We start from the raw sequence: 20,603 nt of genomic DNA, 5'->3' as shown, positions 1-20,603 counted from the left end.
GCTTGCCCGTCGAAGCTTTAGCGAAGGCGAGGGCTTGCCCGCCGAAGCTTTAGCGAAGGAGGGCTAACTTTTCATTTTTATGGTCTTCGTGCGCTTGGTATGGCGGTCCTTTTTGCGGTCGTACCAACGGTGGTGATATTTGGGCTTTACCACCGAAACGGTTGAATTGGACTTGGGGCTGCAGGCGGACATACAAAGGGTGAGCGTGACGAAAAAAAATAGGAATAGTCTTCTCATGGATTCCAAATCGCCTAAAAATACCACTTTTTGCATTACGGGTGCGATAACTCTTTTGAGAAACGGTTCATTAATTTTTGCCGTATAACTACCTTTGATATAACCTACTACTCAACTATATGAAGCAGATCTTGTCTAGTCTGTGTGTTTTCATATGGGCCATCACCCTTGTGCAGGCCCAGGACTCCAAAGAATTTGATGCCGGCGTGGCCCAATTCCGCAACAAGGAGTACCAGGAGGTGATCGACAAATTTTCCGCCCTGCTCGCAAAGCCGTCCCATGATAAACGCTTTGACGAGGACCTCTATTTCTATCGCGGCCAATCTTATTTCCACGTCAACAAATACAGCGAATCGCTGAGTGACCTGGACCATTGCCTCACGCTCAATCCCTATAATAAAGGCGTAATTTATTGGTATAAAGCCCGCTGCTCCGACAAACTCGGCAAAACAACCGAGGCCACATCGCTCTACAAAGAGGCCCTCGACGCAGCCCAAAACAACAAAAAGACCACCGCCCGCATCCTGGCCGACCGCGCCCAATTCCTGGCCCGCAATGGCGACAAGGCCGGTGCCGACCACGACCTGGCCCAGGCCAAGCAGCTGGATCCTTCCAATCCCGAAGTAGCCGGCACTACCCTTGCCAGCGCCTCGGCCTCCACCCCGGCCACGAACCGTGCCGCCGGCGAGGAGCGCAAAACGCAGGTGATCATGAAGAGTAATCCACAAAACAAAAAGACGGAGACGCCCGCGGTAAAAGATCAACAGCAGACTACACAACCCGTGTCGCAGCCGGCTTCTCAGCCCGCGGCCAACGCGGAAGTGGTGTCGGCCATCGCGGCAACCTATAGAGATGAAAAACGCTACGCGCTGGTGATCGGCAACAGCAACTACAATAAAGATATCGGCATCCTCAAAAATCCTGTGAACGATGCCACCGACGTGGCAACGGAATTGAGACGATCAAATTTTGAAGTGCAATTGTTGACCAACGCCACCTATGTGCAATTGCGTGAAGCGATGCGCAAGTTTCACGAAAAGCTCACTAACGGGCCGCGCGATCAAACGGTGGGCCTGTTCTACTATGCCGGCCACGGCGTGCAATACCAGGACGAAAACTACCTGGTGCCGATCGACGCCGATGTGAAATTTGAAGACGACATCGCGCGCATGTGCTTTCCCGTGCAACGCATGGTGCTGGCCAACATGGAGCGTTCCAATTCGCGCATGAACATCGTGATCCTGGACGCCTGCCGCAACAATCCGTTCCCCGCTACTTCGCGGTCTATCGGGTCGGGCTTGGGCGAAATGAAACGGGCCCGTGGATCATTCATTGCCTATGCCACGGCACCGGGCTCCGTAGCCTCCGATGGCAACGGCCGCAACGGTCTCTACACGCAGGAGCTGCTGAAAGCCCTGAAGAAACCGAGCCTCACCATCGAACAAGTGTTTAAAGACGTGCGCATGAATGTACTCCGCCTGTCGGGCGACAAGCAGTACACCTGGGACAGTTCGAACATCATTGGAGAATTTTATTTCAAGCTGCAATAGGCCGGCGACTTGGAGCCTGACGGTGTATTGCGGCGAGTTGGTATAGTTGCTTTAATCAAAACCCCTCTGTATGAAGAATACTCTAAGCTTGGTGTGCACATGCCTGTTGACCGCGTGTGTTCTTACTCTTTCGGCCCAGGATGAAGGTGCCATCGTTAAACGTGAACGGATCGATAAAAGCAAGGGCCTGTTTTTAGGGATTGGGCCTTCCTTCACCTTCGGAAAAAACATCGGTGATTACAGCGTTGGCTATAATATCGAACTGGGATTTTTGAAGCGACTAAATCGAGTGCTCTCCATCGGTCCCTCCGTGTCGTACCAAAGTTTTCAATATGACCCTACGGTCACGAATCCAAAAGATATCACGGGCGATGCCCTGTATAAAGGATCCGGAGACCCGAACGATTGGCGTACCAAGTATGCGTTCCCGTCCCTGACTTACGGCTATGGTTATCTGCTCAATCTGGAAGGCGGAGACCTGAGCCTTACCTCCTTGGCGGTGAATGTAAAAGTGAATTTCATTCCGGTAAAAGACAATACAAAGATCTCCGTCTACGGTTTTGTGAAACCCTTTGTCAGCATATCCTCGCGGAAAGCCGTGCACGGTTCCGACGCGCGATACACCTATGAAACCTTTGAAGACGACAACAACACCGCGACCACGGCGGACGATATCTTATACTATAATCAGGGCGATAATACTTATTATGCCGATGGCTATACCAGCAAATGGGGCCCGGAAAAATATGATGCTTTAAAATCGGAAACGAAAGTGACCGGCGGAGTCTTTCTTGGCCCAGGCGTTGAAGTGATGCCCACGAAATCCTTTTCGTTCTTTCTACAGGCCGCGATTGGCTATACATTCCCAGTGTCGTATGTCAGCACGCAAGCGTATAACAAAACGGTGACGGACTACGCAAAAGACGAGTTTCCGATTGTTAAAAAGGGATTTCCATCGCTGAACATACAAGTAGGAGCCTCTTATAATTTCTAAGCAGAGAACAATTTGACACGTGACGTGAGATGAAAACCGGGAAGCTTACCACTATTTTGTTTCTAACGCTGGGGCTATGGCAATCTGCCGCGGCGCAATTCAAGCTCTATGAGAAAGGCCACGACAGCTACACGTCGGGCCAATATGCGGAGGCCATCAAAAACTTTTCAGAATACCTCGGCAAAGCCACCCGCGACAAGTCGATGGACGGCGAGGTGTTTTACCTGCGGGCGCTTTCCTATTACAAGACCAACGATTTCAAAAACGCCGTCGCCGATTTTGAAGAAGCCGTTCTGCTCGACCATCCCAACAAAGGCAACATCTATTGGTTTGTGGCCAAAAGCTATGACAAAACCGGCGACACCAAAGAAGCGGTAGGGGCCTACACCAGTGCGCTCCGGGAGTTGGATGCTAATGCCGAAGCAAAAGCGAAGCTTCTCTACGAACGGAGCCAGCTGTACACCAAGCTCGGGCAGATCGCGTTGGCGGTTGCCGATCTCAAGAGCGGTGCCACCCTGCAACCCAACAACGCCGACATCCGGCGCGACCTCGAAAAACTGGACAAGCAAAACGTGGCCGGCCGGAATACAGCGGTCGCAGGGCCCCCCGTCAATCAACCGGCTAATACCCCCGAGACGAAGAAAGACACCGGGGTAAAAAAGGACGAGTCCGTTAAAAAAGATCCCGTCGTGGCCAAAAAGGACGAGCCGGCCCACACGACGGCAAAGCAGGACGCTGTGCCGTCAACCACAACCCCGGTGACCCAAGACAAGGTGGTAGCGGCGGCGGTACCCGTGGTGGCAACGCCTTCTGTTGCTGATTTTTATAAGGATGAAAAACGCTATGCCCTCGTGATCGGCAACAGCAACTACCCCAAGAGCATCGGTGTTTTGAAGAATCCCGTGAACGATGCAACCGATTTCGCCAAGGAATTGCAGAACTCCAACTTCGAGGTGCAACTGCTCACCAATGCCACCTATGGACAAATGCGTGCCGCCATGCTCCGTTTCAAAGAGAAGGTGGACGCCGGCGAACGCGACAAGACCGTGTCGCTGTTCTACTACGCCGGACACGGTTTGCAGCGCGATGACGAGAACTACCTGGTGCCCATCGATGCCATGATCGAGTTCGAGGACGACATTGCGCGCTATTGCTTTCCCGTGCAGCGCATGGTGCTGGCCAACATGGAGCGCTCCAATTCCCGCATGAACATCGTGATCCTGGACGCCTGCCGCAACAACCCGTTCCCCGCCCTGAGCCGGTCCCTGGGCGAGCAGGGCCTCATGGAGATGCGCCGCGCCCGCGGGTCGTTCATCGCCTATGCCACCGCTCCGGGCTCTATTGCGTCAGACGGGCCGGGGCGCAATGGGCTGTATACCCAGGAACTCCTTAAAGCCATGCGCAAGCCCGGGCTAACCATCGAGCAGGTTTTCAAGGAGGTGCGCCAAAGTGTGCTCCGGCTTTCGGCCAACAAGCAAAACACGTGGGATAGCTCCAACATTATCGGTGAATTCTATTTTAAATTCCCCGAGACGCGATAAGCCGCTCATGGATTTTTTGCAAAGCCACAAAAAATGGTCTTACCTTTACCGTAATCCTACCGGAAGATGGCGATCCGGGTACCTGAACCCCTCGGCACATAAATAGCTTCAACGCATATGAAAACATTTGAAACACTCTCCCAGGCCATCAACGCCTTGAAAGGGGCGGGGTATACCAATGATTTCAACCTTCACCCGGAATGGATCGAATGCGCACCCCTGAATGTCAAGTTCCGGCCCGAAGAGTTTCATGTGGACGAAGTACATCGCTTTGAAGGCATGACCAACCCTGACGACAGCGCTGTGCTGTATGCCGTCTCGTCTACTTCCGGAACCAAAGGCCTGCTGGTGGATGCCTATGGTGCCTATGCCGAATCCATTAGCACCGATATGATAAAGAAGCTGCAGATCGACCGGAGCACCTATCAAGGCTAAAAAAAACGAAAAACGGCAGCCTTACGACTACCGTTTTCCTTGGGCTTTAATAATTCAGAGCGAATCAGAACAACGGTTTACTTTAATACGTTTTATTGAGAGTTACAAAGGCGTTTTATTTTTCTGTACATCTAACCGCATCGGTTGAAAAAGGTTATATTTTTTTAGCAAAGTTTCCCAAAACTTGTGGTAGCGGAAAACAAACCGTTTTAGCGGTGCATCAAAACAATTTCGAATTCAAATCATGATGGAAGACCTAGTATTGGATCTCAACAAAAAATTCTCACTCGAGGAATACACCCGGCTGAAACGTTCCCAAACCACGGTGTATAAAAATAATCTGAAGCAAACGATCGGCAACCTCAAGGGGCGTCATACGCTCAAAGTTCTCGACGACGATTATCTTTTCTCGTTGGCTGCCTCCCGGGCAAACTACTCGATGATGCAGATGGTCAATGAATACCGGGAACTCATCTTCAAACAAAACAACACAAAAGACGACCAGAAGCAAACCTCGTTGCTGCAACAAAAAAAGCTTGAGCTTCGTCGTAAAATGCTGGAGGCCTTGTTTGGAGCGTATGTTCTCTTTTACGGTGTCGATAAGAGCACCATCGCGTTAAATCCGGAGATCCTCAATGCCATCATTGGCAACTAGGGATTACGGGATTTTCTTCAGAAAGACATCGATGTATTCCGCGATCTGTTCATGAAACTCCTCCAGGGCGAAATGCCCCGTGTTCAAAAAATGGACTTCTGCCTCCGGTAGATCGCGCAAATAGGCCAGCGCGCCTTTGTCTGTAAAGAATGGATCATTTTTTCCCCAGGTAATCAGCGCCGGCGGTTGGCGTTCCCGCAAATATTGATGCCAGGCCGGATATTGTTTGATATTGTTCCGGTAGTCGTATAACAAATCCAACTGGATCGCCGCATTCCCCGGCCGGTCCAGGAAATACTGATCGTGATGATAGGCATCCGGGCTGATCTTCGAAGGATCTTCCACCCCGTGCAGGTATTGAAATTTTGTGCCCTCCAACGTAAGGGCACCACGCATCGCATTTTCGGTTTCCGCATTCCGGTTGGCCCAGAAGCGTTTGCCGTCGTCGATCGCCGGCCCCAGGCCTTCTTCATAGGCATTTCCGTTTTGAAGGATCAGGGCCCGGACCAGTTCCGGCCGCCGTACGGCGATGCGATAGCCCACGGGTGCTCCATAGTCTTGCATGTACAACGCAAAGCGGGTAAGCTTCAAGGCATCGATGAATTTTTCCATGACCGCCGACAGGTTGTCGAACGTGTAGGCAAAGCGTTCACGGGCTGGCATGTCGCTGTTTCCAAAGCCGGGATAGTCGGGGGCGATGATATGATAGCGGTCGCCCAGGTCGCGGATCAGGTCACGATACATGTGTGAGGACGAAGGAAAGCCGTGCAATAACAATAGGGTAGGGTGGTTGGGATCTCCGGCTTCGCGGTAAAAAATAGAGATCCCGTCAATGACAATGGTTTTATAACGAAGGGTTGACATATTTAAAGGGGGATAGGAAGCGCTTTGGCTTTCCAAAGCGCTTTGGTGTTGAACAGAAACAGATAGTCTTAGTATGCCGCAGTGAACCGCTGACGAACGAACCGGTTGTTCTCCAATTCGTCGAGGATCACTACACTGAGGTCTTCCACCGAAAGACGGCTCTCGCCTTTGGCATCGAAGACAGGTTGGTTGGTGTTGGTCCGGTATTTTCCCGTGCGGCCGTCTTTGATGCCGGGGTGCATGAGGATGGCGGGGCTGAGGAAGGTCCAGTCGAGCTGATCTTCTTTCCGGATGATGTTCAGGTAATCCCGGGCGGCCTGGGCACCGGCTTTGTATTCGGCAGGGAACTCCGGGGTATCTACCAATTGCAGTCCTGGCGCCACTTCCAGGCTACCCGCTCCGCCAATGGTCAACAACCGTTTCACACCCGATTTTTTCACGCCGCGCTGAATGGCTTGCGAGCCCTCCAGGAATTCGTTGTAAATGTTCGGATTGCCCCATCCCGGATTGTAGGCACCCACTACGGCATCGTGACCTTTTACGAGGGCTGCCACCTCGTCGTCTTGGAGAATATCACCCTTTTTTACGGTGAGACGGGGATGCACGGTAGTGATCTTTTCGGGATGACGAACAATGGCCGTCACCGAGTGTCCGCGCTGCAAGGCTTCTGCCAGCACGTGTGAACCAACAAATCCGGAAGCGCCGATCAATGCAATTTTCATAAAGTTGAGTTTTAATTGTGGAAATTTGTTTATTGTAATAATTATTGTTACAGTTTTGTTTAAAAAAAATCAAGCAAACTGCTTGGTGAAATCGGCCAGGGTAGTCTTGCCCAATTTTTTTATGACCGCGTCTTCTGCGTCGGCATAAAGCGCATCGAGGTGTTTGTTGATCTGTTTGCCCACCAGACAGGATGGATTGGGCAAGTTCTTGGCGGTCCCCAGTAAAGGGGCCTGTCGTACGGCCTGGTACACATCCGAAAGCCGGATCTGGCGGGCGGGCTTGGCCAAGGCATAGCCACCGGCTTTTCCTTCCTTGCTTTCCACCAACCCATGCTGTTTCAGGTTGCTGATCTCCTTGCGCACCAACACCGGGTTGATGTTGATGCTTCCGGCGATATAATCCGACGTCAAAAGCTCGTTCGAAAGCATCTCCAGCAGGGTCAGGATGTGGAGGGATATCGAAAAGCGGCCGTTGTTCATTCTGTAATGTTATTTATTACAGTACAAGGTAGGGCTTTATTTGGTTCCGGGGTGTTGAAATATTTTAGTATATTTTTTTTCCTGACTCCAGGAAGTTGTGCTTCGGGGCACTAGGAAAGCCGCCATTCGTGACTGGAATCGTAAAAAGGAATTTTTCTTGGAAAAAAATCTACTGATAGTCAGTCAGTTAATCGTCTTCTGATGGCTGCAAGTGGAAAATTGAGAAAATTAAATCTACTTTTACGTGTGATAGGTAATGCCAAGTCAAGTGTGGGAGTGAAACATCTGCCATAAATGTAGTGTAACCTGCATCGCTCCTTGGGGCTATCTTTTCTAAAGACATTTATACGTAGGGCTGAATCAAAAAATTCAGCCCTTTTTTTATGCAAATTTTTTTAGACGAGAGCGGCGACCTTGGGTGGACTTTCGATAGGCCGAACAACTCAGGAGGTTCCAGCAGATTCATCACCATTGCAGGCATCGTGATCGACGAGGCAGAAATAAAATACATCAAGCGCCAGATCGCTCATCTGTATGCTAAATACAGTCTGACACCCAAGCAGGAAAAGAAAGGCGCCAATTTCTCTGAAGAAGATGCTACCTACATCATTCGAAACCTGAACGCCATTTATAACAAGGCCAGGTCATTCAAGATTATCGCTATCACCGCCAGAAAGGAGAAAGTCTATCTCCCTCTTCGAAAAGACAGAAACATTTTCTACAACTATATGCTTGGCGTGCTGCTGCCGGATACCTTGAAGCATTATAAAACCATCGAGCTGATCCTCGACAGGAGGACCATCAAGGTGAACAGTGGAAACAGCTTCAACGATTACATCAAAACCAAATGTTGGGGCGACCTGAATTTGGATGTCGATATTCGGTGCTCGTATGATTCGAGCGACAAAAATCAAGGGATCTGGCTGGCCGATTGGTTGGCGAACTTTGTATGGAGACATCATGAGCACGGCAGATCGGAAGCGTATCGTGAACTTTCGAAACTGATGGGGACCCACTTTTTTGAAAAATCGCTGTTCTTCGAGAAGCACTCCGGACAACCAGCATGAATACGCATTTGAAACTTGAACGGCTTTCAGTATCGCCCCACTCCAAATGGAGACGCGAGACCAATAAAGCAATGTTGGCTGACTCAAACCTCAATCCTTCAACTGCTCCACGATCTGCTCGCAGATTTTATGCGTGAACAAGAAATCGGGTGTAGAAATTGGATGCGATGAGCCTGATTTCAAAGCCTGCAAAAAATGATCAACAACCTGATCAAAGCCCCGCTTCCGCAACGTAGGTTCCCAATCGTCGCGCACAATGTGCGTCTCGTTCCTGTCGCGATATACGGTGACATCCGTCAAGTTAACGACAACCCGCTTCTCGTCCGGACTAGCGACCTCCAAACGTTCTTCCACGGTGCCACTGTCGCGATTCATAATACCGATCGCCGTCGTGCCGTCGGCAGCAATGAACTGGACGACGACGTGATTCAGAAGCCCGTCTTTCTTTTTGCCATTGACGATCATTTTTTCGATCGGGTGGGGGAACAAGTAGAGCAGTGTGTCGACGACGTGAATAAAATCATCAAAAATAAACGTCCGGACCTCGCCGGGTAAATAGCTCCGGTTTTTTTGCAGGACCATGAGATTTGCAGACGGGAGTGCGCCCGCATATTGATACGCGGGCGCAAACCTCCGGTTGAACCCGACGTGAAGCTGGAGATTGTTTTTTGTGGCCAGCCCCGTCAGTTTTTCCGCGGAAGCGTAATGGTAGGTAAGGGGCTTGTCCACATAAACATGAATGTTGTTAAACAGGAGCTGCTCCACAATCGCCTCGTGCGATGCTGTTGCCGTATGCACGAACACACCTGTAACGCCACTTTGAATAAGCGACTCCACCGTGCGATGCAAATGATTGAACCGGTATTGCGCACCAATTTTTTTTAGCTGCGCTTCGTTCCGGGTGCAGAGATGAACTTCGACATCCCGGGTGCTGATCACCGGGAGATAGGCCTTTAGCGCAATGTCGCCCAGACCGACTATTCCTATTTTTAACATGGCTATGGAGCGGTTCGCTGTTTGGATAACCGCGCATAGAGCAGTTTTGCCTTGTCGATGCGCAAAGCATTTTCCTGTTCCATTTCTGCGGGATGAAGCGTTCCTTTATTCAAAGCAATAAACCGTCGGTTCAGATCGCCGGACTGATCGATCAGGCCTTTCAGTTTTTTCAAAACCTCCGGAAGATCTTTTTGACTGAACGACACGGCGTTCGCTTGCTTTTCGATGCGCTGGTAGTCCAGGTACAGCACCCGTATGTCGGCCATCAATCGGTAATGCTCAAACTCATCTTTGTTTTTTGAAGGCTGAAGTTCGCGAAGCCACTGGGCTGCCATCGTGGCGCTGTCCAACACATTTTGAATCGATAAGGTCATCGGTGCCGCCACTTCTCCTTGTTGGATTTCATAGGGAGCCGTTCGCAGTGCTTTCCAGAATTGAAGCGACTGCTCCTTCGTAAAACCATAGGTCTCACTTCCATATTTCTGAATGAAAGCCGGAATGTCCAGCGGTGCCGTTGATTTCAGGCTTTCGGTATAGGCTGCCAGCAACATCGGGAAACCGGTTAGCGGGTAGACATGGCGGATGGCATACAGGTCGATGATGTCGTTGCTGGACTCAAAGACCGACGAATAGATCCCGGACGTCGACCAGGAGGTCATCACAATGCCGGTGTAGCCCAGCTTGCGGGAGGCCGGAACAAAATCGCGGATGTTTTTGAAATGTTTTTCCCACTGTGTCAGGAAGTAGTTGTCGGGATGGCTGCGCAGGGAGGGGGCACCCCAGATCTCAAAACCACTCTCCATGAGTTTTTGGTGGTCGCCGAAGCGGTTCATTTCCCATCCGTAGTTCCAATCGATGAACAGTGTTTCCGGGGGAAGCGACTTTAAGGCCTCAGGATATTTCAAGGCGATGTCGGCCCAGAGCACCGGGCGTTTGCCCAGCCGGATCACCAGCTCGGCCAGCATTTTGATATGATCGATATAGAGCTTGGATTTTCCTTCCTTCTCGGCTTTCAAACGGCATTGATCGCAGTGGCCCAGCAAATAGGTTTCGTCGCCCCCGATATGAAAATACTTGGAGGGATGGGTGGAGGCCAGTTCGGTAAACAGATCGTTGAACAGCGCGCGGTTCAATTCTTCCTTCAGCGGACAGACCTGCGAATAGTCTTTCTGATCTTCGCGAAGATCTTTGTAGCGCGGGTGCCGCAGGATATATTCTACATGCCCAAAGCTTTGCTGCAGCGGGATCACATCTATTCCCAACCCCTTGCAATAGCGTATAAAGTCCGTCACTTCTTCTTTGCTATAGGCATACCGGTTGGCGATCAGCGGATGCTTTTCAAAAGGGTACGTTCCTTCCCATTCCATGACCAGCGTATTGATGCCGCTGCGACTCAGCCGCAAGGCTAGATCTTTCAATGCCTCGGGCGACATTACCTGGATGCGCAGGTCCAGGTGGAAACCTTTTACAATAAAATCTTTGGCTTTGGTGGGTTGAGCCGACCCATGGGAGAGGCAGGCAAAGAGGAGGAAGGCGGATAAAATTTTTCTCATGGTCATTTGTCTTTTTTATCGGTCGCTATGAATGTCGCCGCAGTTGGAATTTGTTCACGGACCGTTTATGAAGCGGGGTGGAACCGCTGCTGGCGAATGTAATAATTTACGATACAAAATCAGCGAAGGATTATCTGAGCGACAATGATGGGAAGGCTGAAAATGAAAAAAGCCAGCTGCGTGTGCGTGTGTTTCTCCGGTGCAGCTAGAATGGACTCCTTTTATCCGATGCGCTGCGGTCCACCAGGAAACGGATAGCCTCTTCCTGTGTATCGAACGCCTGAAAGCTTCTTCCGAACAAGATATTGTACCCTTGAAGGATGATCTTCTTGGTCGTCGACAGCCCGACAAACGCAACCTTCTCGAGCAACGGCATAACCGCCCCGGATTCCTTTTCGGCATGACGCATGAATGTTGGGGTAACGTAGGTGCTGTCGTTGAAGACCGCCATCACCAGTACGGGTTTGGAACGGGTCTGGATCAATTCCCTGAATTTCGTAGCGAGCTGCATCATCTGGGCCTCTTTACTTCCCGTATAGTCAACAACGAAGATCTCATCGGCATCCTGGTGAAGGGTGTAAATGTGCGGCATGGGATAGGTCAAAATCCAGGCGAAAGATAACGACTATCCTATGCTTCGAAAAAATGCGCGGAGCACTTTATCATCTTCATTGATGATCGGTTGGCATATTCATGCCGAAGAGCTATCGGTGTAAGCCACTCATGTAAAAGTACATTATAACCATTGGGTTGTGTAATTGTTAATTTTGGGATGGGTGTATCTGGCGGTGCCGGGTGGATTCGCAGGCAAGGGTTGAGCCCACCAAATGCCGGCGATCATCAGCATGGTTTCTGCAAGGCCGCAAGGCTTCATTAGTTTGATGATTTTTGATTGGATGCCAACGCGTTACCCCGGAAATTCATGTAACTTGTAGATGATCTATGCGATCTTTAAAGACCCTGCTCTTTTTCGTTTTCATCGGTCTGAGTGTACTGACCTGTTCAGACCGAAAGGAATATACCGCCACCGGTAAAGTTCACGTCATGCGTGAAGGCGAGCACTATACATTGATCCGCGATCAGGTGCCTTTTGTCATCAAGGGCGTTGCTGGATTCACCCATCTGAAAGAGCTCCGGGATGCCGGCGGCAACACCATCCGGACCTGGGACACCACGAACCTTCAAAACATCCTCGACAGCGCACAGCATTATCACATCGCGGTGGTGGCGGGCCTCCCTTTGTACAACTCAAATCACGTAAAGGAATATTACAGCGACAGCCAGGCCGTGAACAAGCTCCACCAAAAAATGGAGGCGATTGTCAACCGTTACAAAAATCATCCGGCCTTGCTCATGTGGTGCCTGGGAAATGAACTGCACTATTTCTACGAGCCCCAGGATGATTTCTTTACGGCCTACAACAACCTCCTGAAAATGATCCACCGAAAGGACCCCGACCATCCGGTAACCACGGCGCTTCTGGGCTTCGGAAGAAAAAATATCTACCACGTTCGCACTAAAGTTCCTGATTTGGACATCATTTCAATAAACACCTATGGCAGAATTTCGTCCTTAAAAGAAGATCTCGATCATTTCAGCTGGTTTTGGGATGGTCCCTTCGTGGTAGGCGAATGGGGGATCAATGGCTATTGGGAAAGCGACAGCACAGCCTGGGGTGCACCGATTGAAGATACCAGCACCAAAAAAGCCGAGCGTTATAAATCGATCTATACGACGCTTATGCCTTATGACAATCCGCGTTACCTGGGATCGCTGGTATTCTACTGGGGATTTCAGCACGAGAAAACACCGACGTGGTTCAGCATGTTTTCGGACGACGGAGCGAAGTCGGCATCTATTGGCTCGCTGACCACCCTATGGAACGGCCCGACGGTGCTTCATCCAGGGCCACCGTTGAATTACATGCTCGTCGATCAAAAAGGCGCGCACGACAATCTCATTTTCCAGCCGAATACGGTTCACCAAGCAGAGATCCTATTGACACAACCGGCGGAAGGCCTGCGGCTGCGATGGGAAGTGCGTCCGGAAGACTGGTATAAGGAACAATTTGACGACTCAAACAAGAACAAGATACCTCCCCCCGCATTGGATTCGTTGTTATCCCAGGTAGATGGGCTCAACGCGACCTTTCGCGTACCGAAAACCGAAGGCCCCTATCGTATCTATTGCTGGATCTATGACGCCTATGGAAATTTTGCGTCGGCCAACACACCTTTTTATGTTGTGAAATGAAGAAGCATACGCCTGTAAAAGCCCCTTCGCGGTTGGAACGACTGATGTTGCAGGTGATGATCATCTTTGGTTTGCTGAGCATGTTGTACTTTGTCTACAATCTCTTGCAGCCGGAATACATCGGGCACCGTGTTTTTTACTGGCTGCTGATCCTTGCCATCGCCTTCAACTGTCTGAAAGTTTTGCACGAGTGGTACCATTACTTTCATATCCGTGTGCCGGACAGGCCCGACACACAACAACGGTTCACGGTCGATATCCTGACCACATTCTGCCCGGGCGAGCCCTACGAGATGATCGAAGAAACCCTGCGCGCCATCCAGGCGATCCGTTATCCCCACACGACCTATTTGGGCGATGAGGGCAATGACCCCTATATCAAAGAATTATGTGACGCACTCGGCGTAGTGCACGTCACCCGGAACACACGGGAAGATGCGAAAGCTGGGAATATCAATAATATCCTGAAGCAGGCAACGGGCGAGCTCTGCGTGGTGCTCGATCCGGATCATGTGCCGGTGCCGGAATTTCTGGATAGCGTGGTCCCGTATTTTATCGACCCGCAGATTGGCTATGTCCAGGTGGTGCAGGCCTACAGCAATCTTGATGAGTCTCTCGTGGCGAAAGGTGCAGCGCAGCAGACCTTTCAGTTCTATGGTCCCATGATGATGACCATGAACCAATATGGAACCGTGATGGCCATCGGGGCCAACTGCACCTTCCGGAGAAGTGCGCTGGACTCCATTGGCGGTCACGCCGCGGGGCTGGCCGAAGACATGCACACCGCGATGCAGTTGCACGCCAGGGGATGGCGATCGGTCTATGTTCCGGAAGTACTGACCCGAGGCTTGGTTCCCTCGACCTTGTCGGCCTACTACAAACAGCAACTGAAGTGGGCGCGCGGAACGTTTGAATTGCTGTTCACCACTTATCCAAGGTTGTTCACAAAATTCACCTGGCGCCAACGCCTGCACTACGGGATATTGCCCTTTCACTATTTTTCGGGAGTAATCTTTCTGATCAACTTTATCGTGCCGGTGGTGTCGCTCACGCTGGGCATTATTCCGCTGAAGGTGGACCTGGTCACCTTTGCCATCGTCGGGTTTCCTTTTGTGGTCTCGGTCCTGATGATCCGGCAATATGTGCAGCGCTGGGTCATGGAGGAAGAGGAGCGAGGCTTTCATGTGGTGGGCGGTATTCTGTTGATCGGCACGTGGTGGATCTATATGGTGGGGCTGGTCTATACGATCGTGCGGAAAAAAGTTCCCTATATTCCTACCCCCAAGGAAACCACCGAACGCGACAGTTGGTCGATATCCATTCCCAATATTATCGTGGGGGTGTTGTCGCTGCTCGCGATCGTCTATGGACTTTACATCGACTGGAACCCATACTCTATTTTTATGGCGGGTGTCACCAGCCTCAACGTATTGTTCATGACGTTTATGGTGATGGCCTCGCGACAGCCCGTGGCACTCCGGTACCATCCTTCGGAGGCGGTCAGGAAAATGGCGGGATATTTACATTACGGCAAGCGGCTGTTCTGGCTGTTCCGGCATCAGCTTTACTTCGCCATGCGCGGGCTTGCACTCCCGGCTGTTCTGGCGGCGATGGCGTTCACCGGATATGTCGTGCATCGCGGGCAGCAGATACCGGATGTGCCTTTTGTCTATTTTCCACCGGAGAAAATTTTTTACAACGGAATTTTCCAACCGGTAAAAGATGACGGGCTGACTTCGCTCAATGATGTTGCCGCTTTTGAAAAATCGGCGGGCACTCATTTTGACCTGCTTTCCTTTTATATTCCGTGGGGTGTCGATACCAATTCTTTTCCCGATGCCGCGGCTATGCAGGCTGTGTACGATCGCGGGTCGATACCCTTCATCACCTGGGAGCCGTGGGTAAGTCATTTTCCCCAAGCAGAAGATCACCGTGATTTGAGCAGGGAGCACAAGGCCCTGGCGAACATCAGCAAAGGTCTGTTTGATGACTATATTCTGAAATTCGCGTTGCAGTTGAAATCGTTTCATGAGCCGGTGTTCCTCCGGTTTGCGCATGAGTTTGATAACCCGGCCTATCCCTGGTCGGGAACCGGACAGAATACGCCGGCCGAATTTAGGCAGGCCTGGATTCACGTATTCAATCTCTTTCAATGGGCAGGCGCCACCAACGTCATCTGGGTGTGGAGTCCATGGAAAGCCGAAAACGCCACGGCATTCTTTCCGGGCACGGCGTATGTCGATTGGCTTTCGATCACCGGCCTGGATTATTCATTACCCGGAAATTCCGCCATCCCCTTCGATTCGATCTATGCTCCCTTCCATGCCCTCGAACTATTTCGCTCCGGCGTTCCGGTGATGGTGGCGGAGATGGGAACGCTGAATCGCCAGGAGCAGGAAAAATGGTTCAGAGATGCACGCAGTTCTATCGACACCGTTTTTAACGAGATCGAAGGCTGCATTCTATTCAATTCGGCATTCGACGACAACGTGGTTCCCGGCGTAACGGCAGGGCTACACAAGCTCGACTGGAGCATTCCTCACCCTGTGGCAAACCTAATCCGTGCCAGGCATCCCCGTGTCATGGACATGCCTCCACAAATGTTGTGGGAAGCAAAGCAAACGCATCCAACGGACACGGCATGGCTGCGTTCCCTACACGGAATGAATTTTTCAAAAGGAAAAAACTGGTTTAAGAATTTCCACGCCCTCACCAGAAAGGAATTGCGTCACGACATCGGGGAGATGAAGGCACTCGGGGTCACGACGATCAAGCGTTACGGACCCGGTGTCTATGACAAAAATATACTGAGCGTCGCCGCTGAGGCGGGAATGAAGATCCACTATAACTTCTGGATTGATGACCAGTTGTATGTATTGACCAACAGCAAGCAGTTGAATAATTGCCAAACCGAAATTCTTGCCGCCGTTGAGCGCTATAAAAATGACCCAAACATCATTGCCTGGAATCTCGACAATCTTTTGTGGAAACGCCAGAAAGAACGCTACCCCAAACCTGAACTTTTCTTTCATCAATCGGCCTACATGCATTGGCTGAATAACTTAGTTCATTCCATCAAGAAAATCGATCCCTACCGCCCCGTGACACTCGATCTGCCTTTTTCCGAAACGATCAAACATGATCTCACATTGCTTCAGGCAAATGTTCACGGCGTAGACGCTTTCGGCGTGGTCATTCGCGAAGAGGATACCGGGATCGACATATTGAAAAATATTGATGGGCCATTGTTCCTGAGTGCAGCGCCCGTGTCGGCCTTGCGCCAACTCGAAAGCAGGTTCAATGGCGGGTACATCGCCGAGTGGCAGGATTTGCAAGAGAGAAACATCGTCACACTCGACGGCCTGGTCGATCATTGGGGGCGACCGAAACCGGAATACTTTCAGCTACGCCAGCTTTGGGCGCCGACCGGAGCCAGACCCGAGGCGGACACGTTACAAATTAAAATTCTCCGCCCCGCGATCGCGACGATCCCAACCCAACAACTTACGTATCACGCGATCATCAAAGCCGGAACAATTTGGAAAACTCCCGACGCCACAACCCCGGCACTCAACTTTGAATGGTACCTTCTCAAATTGGATGCATTTGGCAACGGTGTTTATCTCGAGAAACTAGGCACCGGACCCCAGATTACACTCGAGATTCCAGAGGATCCCCTTACATACCGTCTCTACCTGATCGGGGAGAAGGACGGAGAAGTGTATACAGCGATCGGCACTTTGAATACACCGTGGTTCGAAATCAGGAGCCAGAATCCAGGAGCCAGGAGCCAGAATTCGAAATTTTGAATTCAGGAACTTAGGAGGCATGATAACGCATGATTGCAATTGGCTATTTCGCCACGCGGTCAGGCGAGTGCTTACTTCCAATTTGACACCAACTCTAGATCTAACCCATGGCTCTTGGCTCCTGGCTCCTGGATTCTGGCTCCTGACTCCCGGCTTCTGGCTCCCTTGAAACTTTTTCGCCGTCCGCGTCATCCTAAGCCTCGAAGCTTCAACTTTAACCACCCTCCCTATGCTCAAGAACTACTTTACCATCGGCTGGCGCAGCATCATCAGAACCAAAGGATATTCTTTTATCAACATCTGTGGTCTGGCCATTGGCATGGCCGTTGCCCTCCTGATTGGGCTGTGGGTTTTTGATGAATTGAATTATGACAGGTCGTTTAAAAACTATGATCGCCTCGGGCAGGTTTATCATCATATGACGTTCGGCGAGGAGACCCTGACGCTCAATGATGTTCCCGCGCCGATCGGTGAGGCCTTAAAAAGCAATTTTGCCGAATTTGAAGAAGTGGCCATGGCCTCCTGGCCCCGGGAACATATTGTTGCTTATAATGAAACGAAATTGTCGAAGAGCGGCCTTTTTGTGGAGCCTCAGTTTGTCAGCATGTTTTCTATTCAGATAGCGCAGGGCACGTCGGCGTTGAACGACGTTCACTCCGTCATGGTCTCCAAAACACTGGCTGGTTCGTTGTTTGGTGATTCGCCGGTTGGTAAAATGATAAAATTCGATAACCGGGACCTGCTCACGGTTACCGGTGTATTTGAAGATTTTCCAGCGAACTCATCCTTTGCAGACATCAAGATGTTGTTGCCGATGGCGTATTACTTCAGCGCCAGCGAAGCCAACCGAAAGACCCAGAATAGCTGGGAAAGCTATACGTTTCAGTGTTTCGTGCTCTTGAAAAATGAAGGGCTGTTCGATCAGGTTGAACCCAAAATAAAACATGTCCTCTATGATAAAGCCTCGAACGATGGGAAAGCCGTCAAACCCGAAGGCATTATATTTCTCATGAAGAAATGGCATCTCTATAGTGAATTTAAAGATGGCATTAACAAGGGTGGGCAAATCAAGTTTGTGTGGATGTTTGGCATTATTGGAGTTTTTGTCCTGCTTTTGGCGTGTATAAATTTTACAAACCTCAGCACCGCCCGCAGCGAGAAACGCTCAAAGGAAGTAGGCGTTCGAAAAGTAATGGGGTCTGCGCGCAACCAATTAGTGGCCCAGTTCCTGAGCGAGTCGCTGCTGATGGTGACGATTGGTTTTTTATTGGCGCTGGTCATGGCAGCTGTTTCTTTACCCTGGTTCAATGTCTTGGCCGATAAAAAGATGACCATGCCATGGACGGATCTGAAGTTTGTTTTGGTATCCCTGACATTCATCGTCGTCACGGGTTTTCTGGCTGGCAGCTACCCGGCATTGTATTTATCGTCTTTCAATCCGGTCAGGGTTTTGAAAGGTGCATTCAAAGCAAGCCGTTTTGCAGCCTTGCCGCGAAAGATCATGGTCATCTTTCAATTCACGACTTCTATTGTGCTCATCATTAGTACCATGATCGTCTTCCGTCAAATTCAACACGCAAAAGACAGACCGGTGGGCTTTGACCGGGAGGGCATTCTCCACATCGCCATCCGAACGGAAGATTTGGCAAAAGCGAATTACAACTCCTTGCGTCACGAACTTCTGTCGTCGGGGGCTGTTGAAAATATGGCGATATCCGACTTCCCCATCACGGGCGCGATGAGCGCCGACGCATCCCTGACCTGGGAGGGGAAAGATCCGGCGCTGCGGCCTTTGGTGGCCATGAACAGTTGCAGCCATGACTTTCCAAAAACAAATGGTTTTCAATTTGTTGAGGGGCGTGATTTTTCGCGGGAGTTCAGCTCGGATTCTGCCGCGGTGATCATAAACGAACTGGCCGCGAAACTGATCTCTGAGAAAAATATCATAGGCAAAAAGCTGAGCTTCTTCGGAAAGGAGCGGGAGATCATCGGCGTGATAAAAGATCAGGTCCGTTGGACCCCGTTTGCAAAGCAGTCACCACACCTGTACTATGTCAGTTATACGAGCGTGGGCTATTTAACGATCCGTTTGAATCCACAGGCAAGGCCGCACGATGCCTTGGAAAAGATCGAGTCTGTCATAAAGAAGTTCGACGCTGGAGCCCCGTTTGAATACAAATTTCTGGACGATGATTACGCGCGGCAGTTTAGTGGCGAGGAACGCATTGGTAAGTTGGCTACCATATTTTCCATCCTGACAATTTTTATCAGTTGCATGGGGATTTTTGGCTTGGCCGCATTTGCCGCCAGCCAGCGCACGAAAGAAATTGGCATCCGCAAAGTGCTGGGAGCCTCGGTATTTAATTTATGGAAAATGCTTTCCAGCGATTTTGTGCGTCTGGTCCTGGCAGCCATTTTATTGGGTGCGCCCTTGGCCTATTATTTGGCCACCCAATGGCTGGAACAATATGAATATCGCGTCGAAATATCATGGGTGACTTTCGTTGCCACAGGATTGCTTGTCCTGGCCATTACGTTGCTCACCGTTAGCCATCAGGCGCTCAAGGCCGCGTGGATGAATCCTACAAAAAGTTTAAGAACGGAATAAGGTGGGAACAGATTCCTGCTAAGGTACCCGTTGATCTCTGGTTACTTTCAGGTAACTACTTGATCTTCAAAATTGATCCCAGTACATTGAGCCGGTATCGTCGGCATACGTCAAATTAAATCACGGGAATGGAACTGGAGAAAAAAGTAGTACTTATCGGTGGGAGCCATGGCATGGGACTTGGCACAGCCAAAATTGCATCGGCGGCAGGTGCTGAGGTTATCCTTGTCGGCCGCAGCAAAGAACAACTGCTGTCGGTAAAAGAAACCTTGGGGCCAAAAACACGCGCGGTCGTTGGTGACCTGACCTTGCCGGATACGTATCCCACGTGGCTGGAAGAGATCGGCAAGTTCGATCACCTGTTCATATCCGCTTCACCCGGAGGAGAAACCAGCTTCAAATCAGAATACCCCACCATAGAGAGTTCCTATCTGTATGGCAAGTTCTGGCACACGTTTAAATTTTTGCAGCAAGCCACCCAGTATATCAACCCGGGCGGTTCGATTACGCTGATGTCCGGTGGATACGCCGTCAGGCCGCACCCAGACTATACGTTGGTCACCGTGGCCTTCGCCGCCACGGAGGGGCTTGCCAGGGCGTTGGCCGTCAGCCTGGCACCAATAAGAGTCAATGCTATTCGTCCAACCTGGATCGACAAAGAGGGCGATCATACGGCGACAACCAAAAGTCTTACGGGGTTTATGGGCACGAATCGCGATGTGGGTCACGCCGTCATTTTTCTCATGACCAATCCCTACATGACCGGGCAGGTAATAGACGTGGATGGAGGTACAGGAATCCTGTAAAAATAAATCGATCCTCTTTGCGCTTCTGCCATA

General features: G+C 50.7%; 16 protein-coding genes. 10 read left to right on the top strand and 6 right to left on the bottom strand.

The window, feature by feature from the left end; all coding sequences use genetic code 11:
* Nucleotides 1-356: 356 nt before the first annotated feature.
* From D4L85_RS26495 to D4L85_RS26475, 5 genes are all read left to right on the top strand, one after another.
* Nucleotides 357-1,787: a caspase family protein gene (locus D4L85_RS26495; RefSeq protein WP_119757134.1), complete on the top strand. Its 1,431-nt coding sequence runs from the start codon at nt 357-359 to the stop codon at nt 1,785-1,787.
* Between the two features lie 70 nt (nt 1,788-1,857).
* Nucleotides 1,858-2,781 (top strand): hypothetical protein, encoded by a 924-nt coding sequence (locus D4L85_RS26490; RefSeq protein ID WP_119757133.1) that lies wholly within the window; start codon nt 1,858-1,860, stop codon nt 2,779-2,781.
* Nucleotides 2,782-2,810: 29 nt separating this feature from the next.
* Nucleotides 2,811-4,322, top strand: a complete 1,512-nt coding sequence (locus D4L85_RS26485) for a caspase family protein (protein ID WP_119757132.1) — start codon at nt 2,811-2,813, stop codon at nt 4,320-4,322.
* 117 nt (nt 4,323-4,439) lie between these two features.
* Nucleotides 4,440-4,757 carry a phosphoribosylpyrophosphate synthetase gene (locus D4L85_RS26480; RefSeq protein ID WP_119757131.1) on the top strand — a complete coding sequence of 106 codons (318 nt, stop codon included), beginning with the start codon at nt 4,440-4,442 and terminating at the stop codon, nt 4,755-4,757.
* A 244-nt stretch (nt 4,758-5,001) separates the two neighbouring features.
* On the top strand, nt 5,002-5,412 hold the full coding sequence (locus D4L85_RS26475; RefSeq protein WP_119757130.1) for a hypothetical protein: 411 nt from the start codon (nt 5,002-5,004) through the stop codon (nt 5,410-5,412).
* Between the two features lie 3 nt (nt 5,413-5,415).
* Here D4L85_RS26475 and D4L85_RS26470 read toward each other — a convergent pair whose 3' ends face one another.
* The 3 genes from D4L85_RS26470 to D4L85_RS26460 all read right to left on the bottom strand — a co-directional run bounded on the left by D4L85_RS26470 (nt 5,416) and on the right by D4L85_RS26460 (nt 7,478).
* Nucleotides 5,416-6,276: an alpha/beta fold hydrolase gene (locus tag D4L85_RS26470; protein WP_119757129.1), complete on the bottom strand. Its 861-nt coding sequence runs from the start codon at nt 6,274-6,276 to the stop codon at nt 5,416-5,418.
* Nucleotides 6,277-6,344: 68 nt separating this feature from the next.
* Nucleotides 6,345-6,998: an NAD(P)-dependent oxidoreductase gene (locus D4L85_RS26465; protein WP_119757128.1), complete on the bottom strand. Its 654-nt coding sequence runs from the start codon at nt 6,996-6,998 to the stop codon at nt 6,345-6,347.
* Between the two features lie 69 nt (nt 6,999-7,067).
* Entirely contained in the window at nt 7,068-7,478 is a 411-nt protein-coding gene (locus D4L85_RS26460) for an RrF2 family transcriptional regulator (protein WP_119757127.1), read from the bottom strand.
* Between the two features lie 383 nt (nt 7,479-7,861).
* On the opposite strand from D4L85_RS26460, the gene D4L85_RS26455 reads away from it, so the two are divergent.
* Complete coding sequence (locus tag D4L85_RS26455; protein ID WP_119757126.1) at nt 7,862-8,545, top strand: DUF3800 domain-containing protein; 684 nt, start codon at nt 7,862-7,864, stop codon at nt 8,543-8,545.
* Between the two features lie 90 nt (nt 8,546-8,635).
* Here the strand turns inward: D4L85_RS26455 and D4L85_RS26450 are convergent, their stop codons facing one another.
* The 3 genes from D4L85_RS26450 to D4L85_RS26440 form a co-directional block, all read right to left on the bottom strand.
* Entirely contained in the window at nt 8,636-9,541 is a 906-nt protein-coding gene (locus D4L85_RS26450) for a Gfo/Idh/MocA family protein (RefSeq protein WP_119757125.1), read from the bottom strand.
* Between the two features lie 2 nt (nt 9,542-9,543).
* On the bottom strand, nt 9,544-11,094 hold the full coding sequence (locus tag D4L85_RS26445; protein WP_119758958.1) for a beta-N-acetylhexosaminidase: 1,551 nt from the start codon (nt 11,092-11,094) through the stop codon (nt 9,544-9,546).
* Nucleotides 11,095-11,299: 205 nt separating this feature from the next.
* Nucleotides 11,300-11,686 (bottom strand): hypothetical protein, encoded by a 387-nt coding sequence (locus D4L85_RS26440; RefSeq protein WP_119757124.1) that lies wholly within the window; start codon nt 11,684-11,686, stop codon nt 11,300-11,302.
* Between the two features lie 350 nt (nt 11,687-12,036).
* Here D4L85_RS26440 and D4L85_RS26435 point away from each other — a divergent pair, with 350 nt between their 5' ends.
* The 4 genes from D4L85_RS26435 to D4L85_RS26420 all read left to right on the top strand — a co-directional run bounded on the left by D4L85_RS26435 (nt 12,037) and on the right by D4L85_RS26420 (nt 20,570).
* On the top strand, nt 12,037-13,347 hold the full coding sequence (locus tag D4L85_RS26435) for a glycoside hydrolase family 2 TIM barrel-domain containing protein (RefSeq protein WP_119757123.1): 1,311 nt from the start codon (nt 12,037-12,039) through the stop codon (nt 13,345-13,347).
* Complete coding sequence (locus D4L85_RS26430) at nt 13,344-17,156, top strand: glycosyltransferase (protein ID WP_119757122.1); 3,813 nt, start codon at nt 13,344-13,346, stop codon at nt 17,154-17,156. The genes D4L85_RS26435 and D4L85_RS26430 overlap by 4 nt, the downstream gene beginning before the upstream one ends.
* Nucleotides 17,157-17,385: 229 nt before the next feature.
* Nucleotides 17,386-19,764: an ABC transporter permease gene (locus D4L85_RS26425; RefSeq protein WP_119757121.1), complete on the top strand. Its 2,379-nt coding sequence runs from the start codon at nt 17,386-17,388 to the stop codon at nt 19,762-19,764.
* Between the two features lie 128 nt (nt 19,765-19,892).
* Nucleotides 19,893-20,570 carry an SDR family oxidoreductase gene (locus D4L85_RS26420; RefSeq protein ID WP_119757120.1) on the top strand — a complete coding sequence of 226 codons (678 nt, stop codon included), beginning with the start codon at nt 19,893-19,895 and terminating at the stop codon, nt 20,568-20,570.
* Nucleotides 20,571-20,603: the final 33 nt, after the last annotated feature.

Source organism: Chryseolinea soli (assembly GCF_003589925.1).
GTDB classification, from domain to species: domain Bacteria; phylum Bacteroidota; class Bacteroidia; order Cytophagales; family Cyclobacteriaceae; genus Chryseolinea; species Chryseolinea soli.
This window is presented reverse-complemented; position numbering and strand designations above follow the sequence as displayed.

Bases quoted from the DNA above. Each gene is read 5' to 3' on its own strand.
- D4L85_RS26495 (WP_119757134.1), top strand. From the start codon at position 357: ATGAAGCAGATCTTGTCTAGTCTGTGTGTTTTCATATGGGCCATCACC.
- D4L85_RS26490 (WP_119757133.1), top strand. From the start codon at position 1,858: ATGAAGAATACTCTAAGCTTGGTGTGCACATGCCTGTTGACCGCGTGT.
- D4L85_RS26485 (WP_119757132.1), top strand. From the start codon at position 2,811: ATGAAAACCGGGAAGCTTACCACTATTTTGTTTCTAACGCTGGGGCTA.
- D4L85_RS26480 (WP_119757131.1), top strand. From the start codon at position 4,440: ATGAAAACATTTGAAACACTCTCCCAGGCCATCAACGCCTTGAAAGGG.
- D4L85_RS26475 (WP_119757130.1), top strand. From the start codon at position 5,002: ATGATGGAAGACCTAGTATTGGATCTCAACAAAAAATTCTCACTCGAG.
- D4L85_RS26470 (WP_119757129.1), bottom strand. From the start codon at position 6,276: ATGTCAACCCTTCGTTATAAAACCATTGTCATTGACGGGATCTCTATT.
- D4L85_RS26465 (WP_119757128.1), bottom strand. From the start codon at position 6,998: ATGAAAATTGCATTGATCGGCGCTTCCGGATTTGTTGGTTCACACGTG.
- D4L85_RS26460 (WP_119757127.1), bottom strand. From the start codon at position 7,478: ATGAACAACGGCCGCTTTTCGATATCCCTCCACATCCTGACCCTGCTG.
- D4L85_RS26455 (WP_119757126.1), top strand. From the start codon at position 7,862: ATGCAAATTTTTTTAGACGAGAGCGGCGACCTTGGGTGGACTTTCGAT.
- D4L85_RS26450 (WP_119757125.1), bottom strand. From the start codon at position 9,541: ATGTTAAAAATAGGAATAGTCGGTCTGGGCGACATTGCGCTAAAGGCC.
- D4L85_RS26445 (WP_119758958.1), bottom strand. From the start codon at position 11,094: ATGAGAAAAATTTTATCCGCCTTCCTCCTCTTTGCCTGCCTCTCCCAT.
- D4L85_RS26440 (WP_119757124.1), bottom strand. From the start codon at position 11,686: ATGCCGCACATTTACACCCTTCACCAGGATGCCGATGAGATCTTCGTT.
- D4L85_RS26435 (WP_119757123.1), top strand. From the start codon at position 12,037: ATGCGATCTTTAAAGACCCTGCTCTTTTTCGTTTTCATCGGTCTGAGT.
- D4L85_RS26430 (WP_119757122.1), top strand. From the start codon at position 13,344: ATGAAGAAGCATACGCCTGTAAAAGCCCCTTCGCGGTTGGAACGACTG.
- D4L85_RS26425 (WP_119757121.1), top strand. From the start codon at position 17,386: ATGCTCAAGAACTACTTTACCATCGGCTGGCGCAGCATCATCAGAACC.
- D4L85_RS26420 (WP_119757120.1), top strand. From the start codon at position 19,893: ATGGAACTGGAGAAAAAAGTAGTACTTATCGGTGGGAGCCATGGCATG.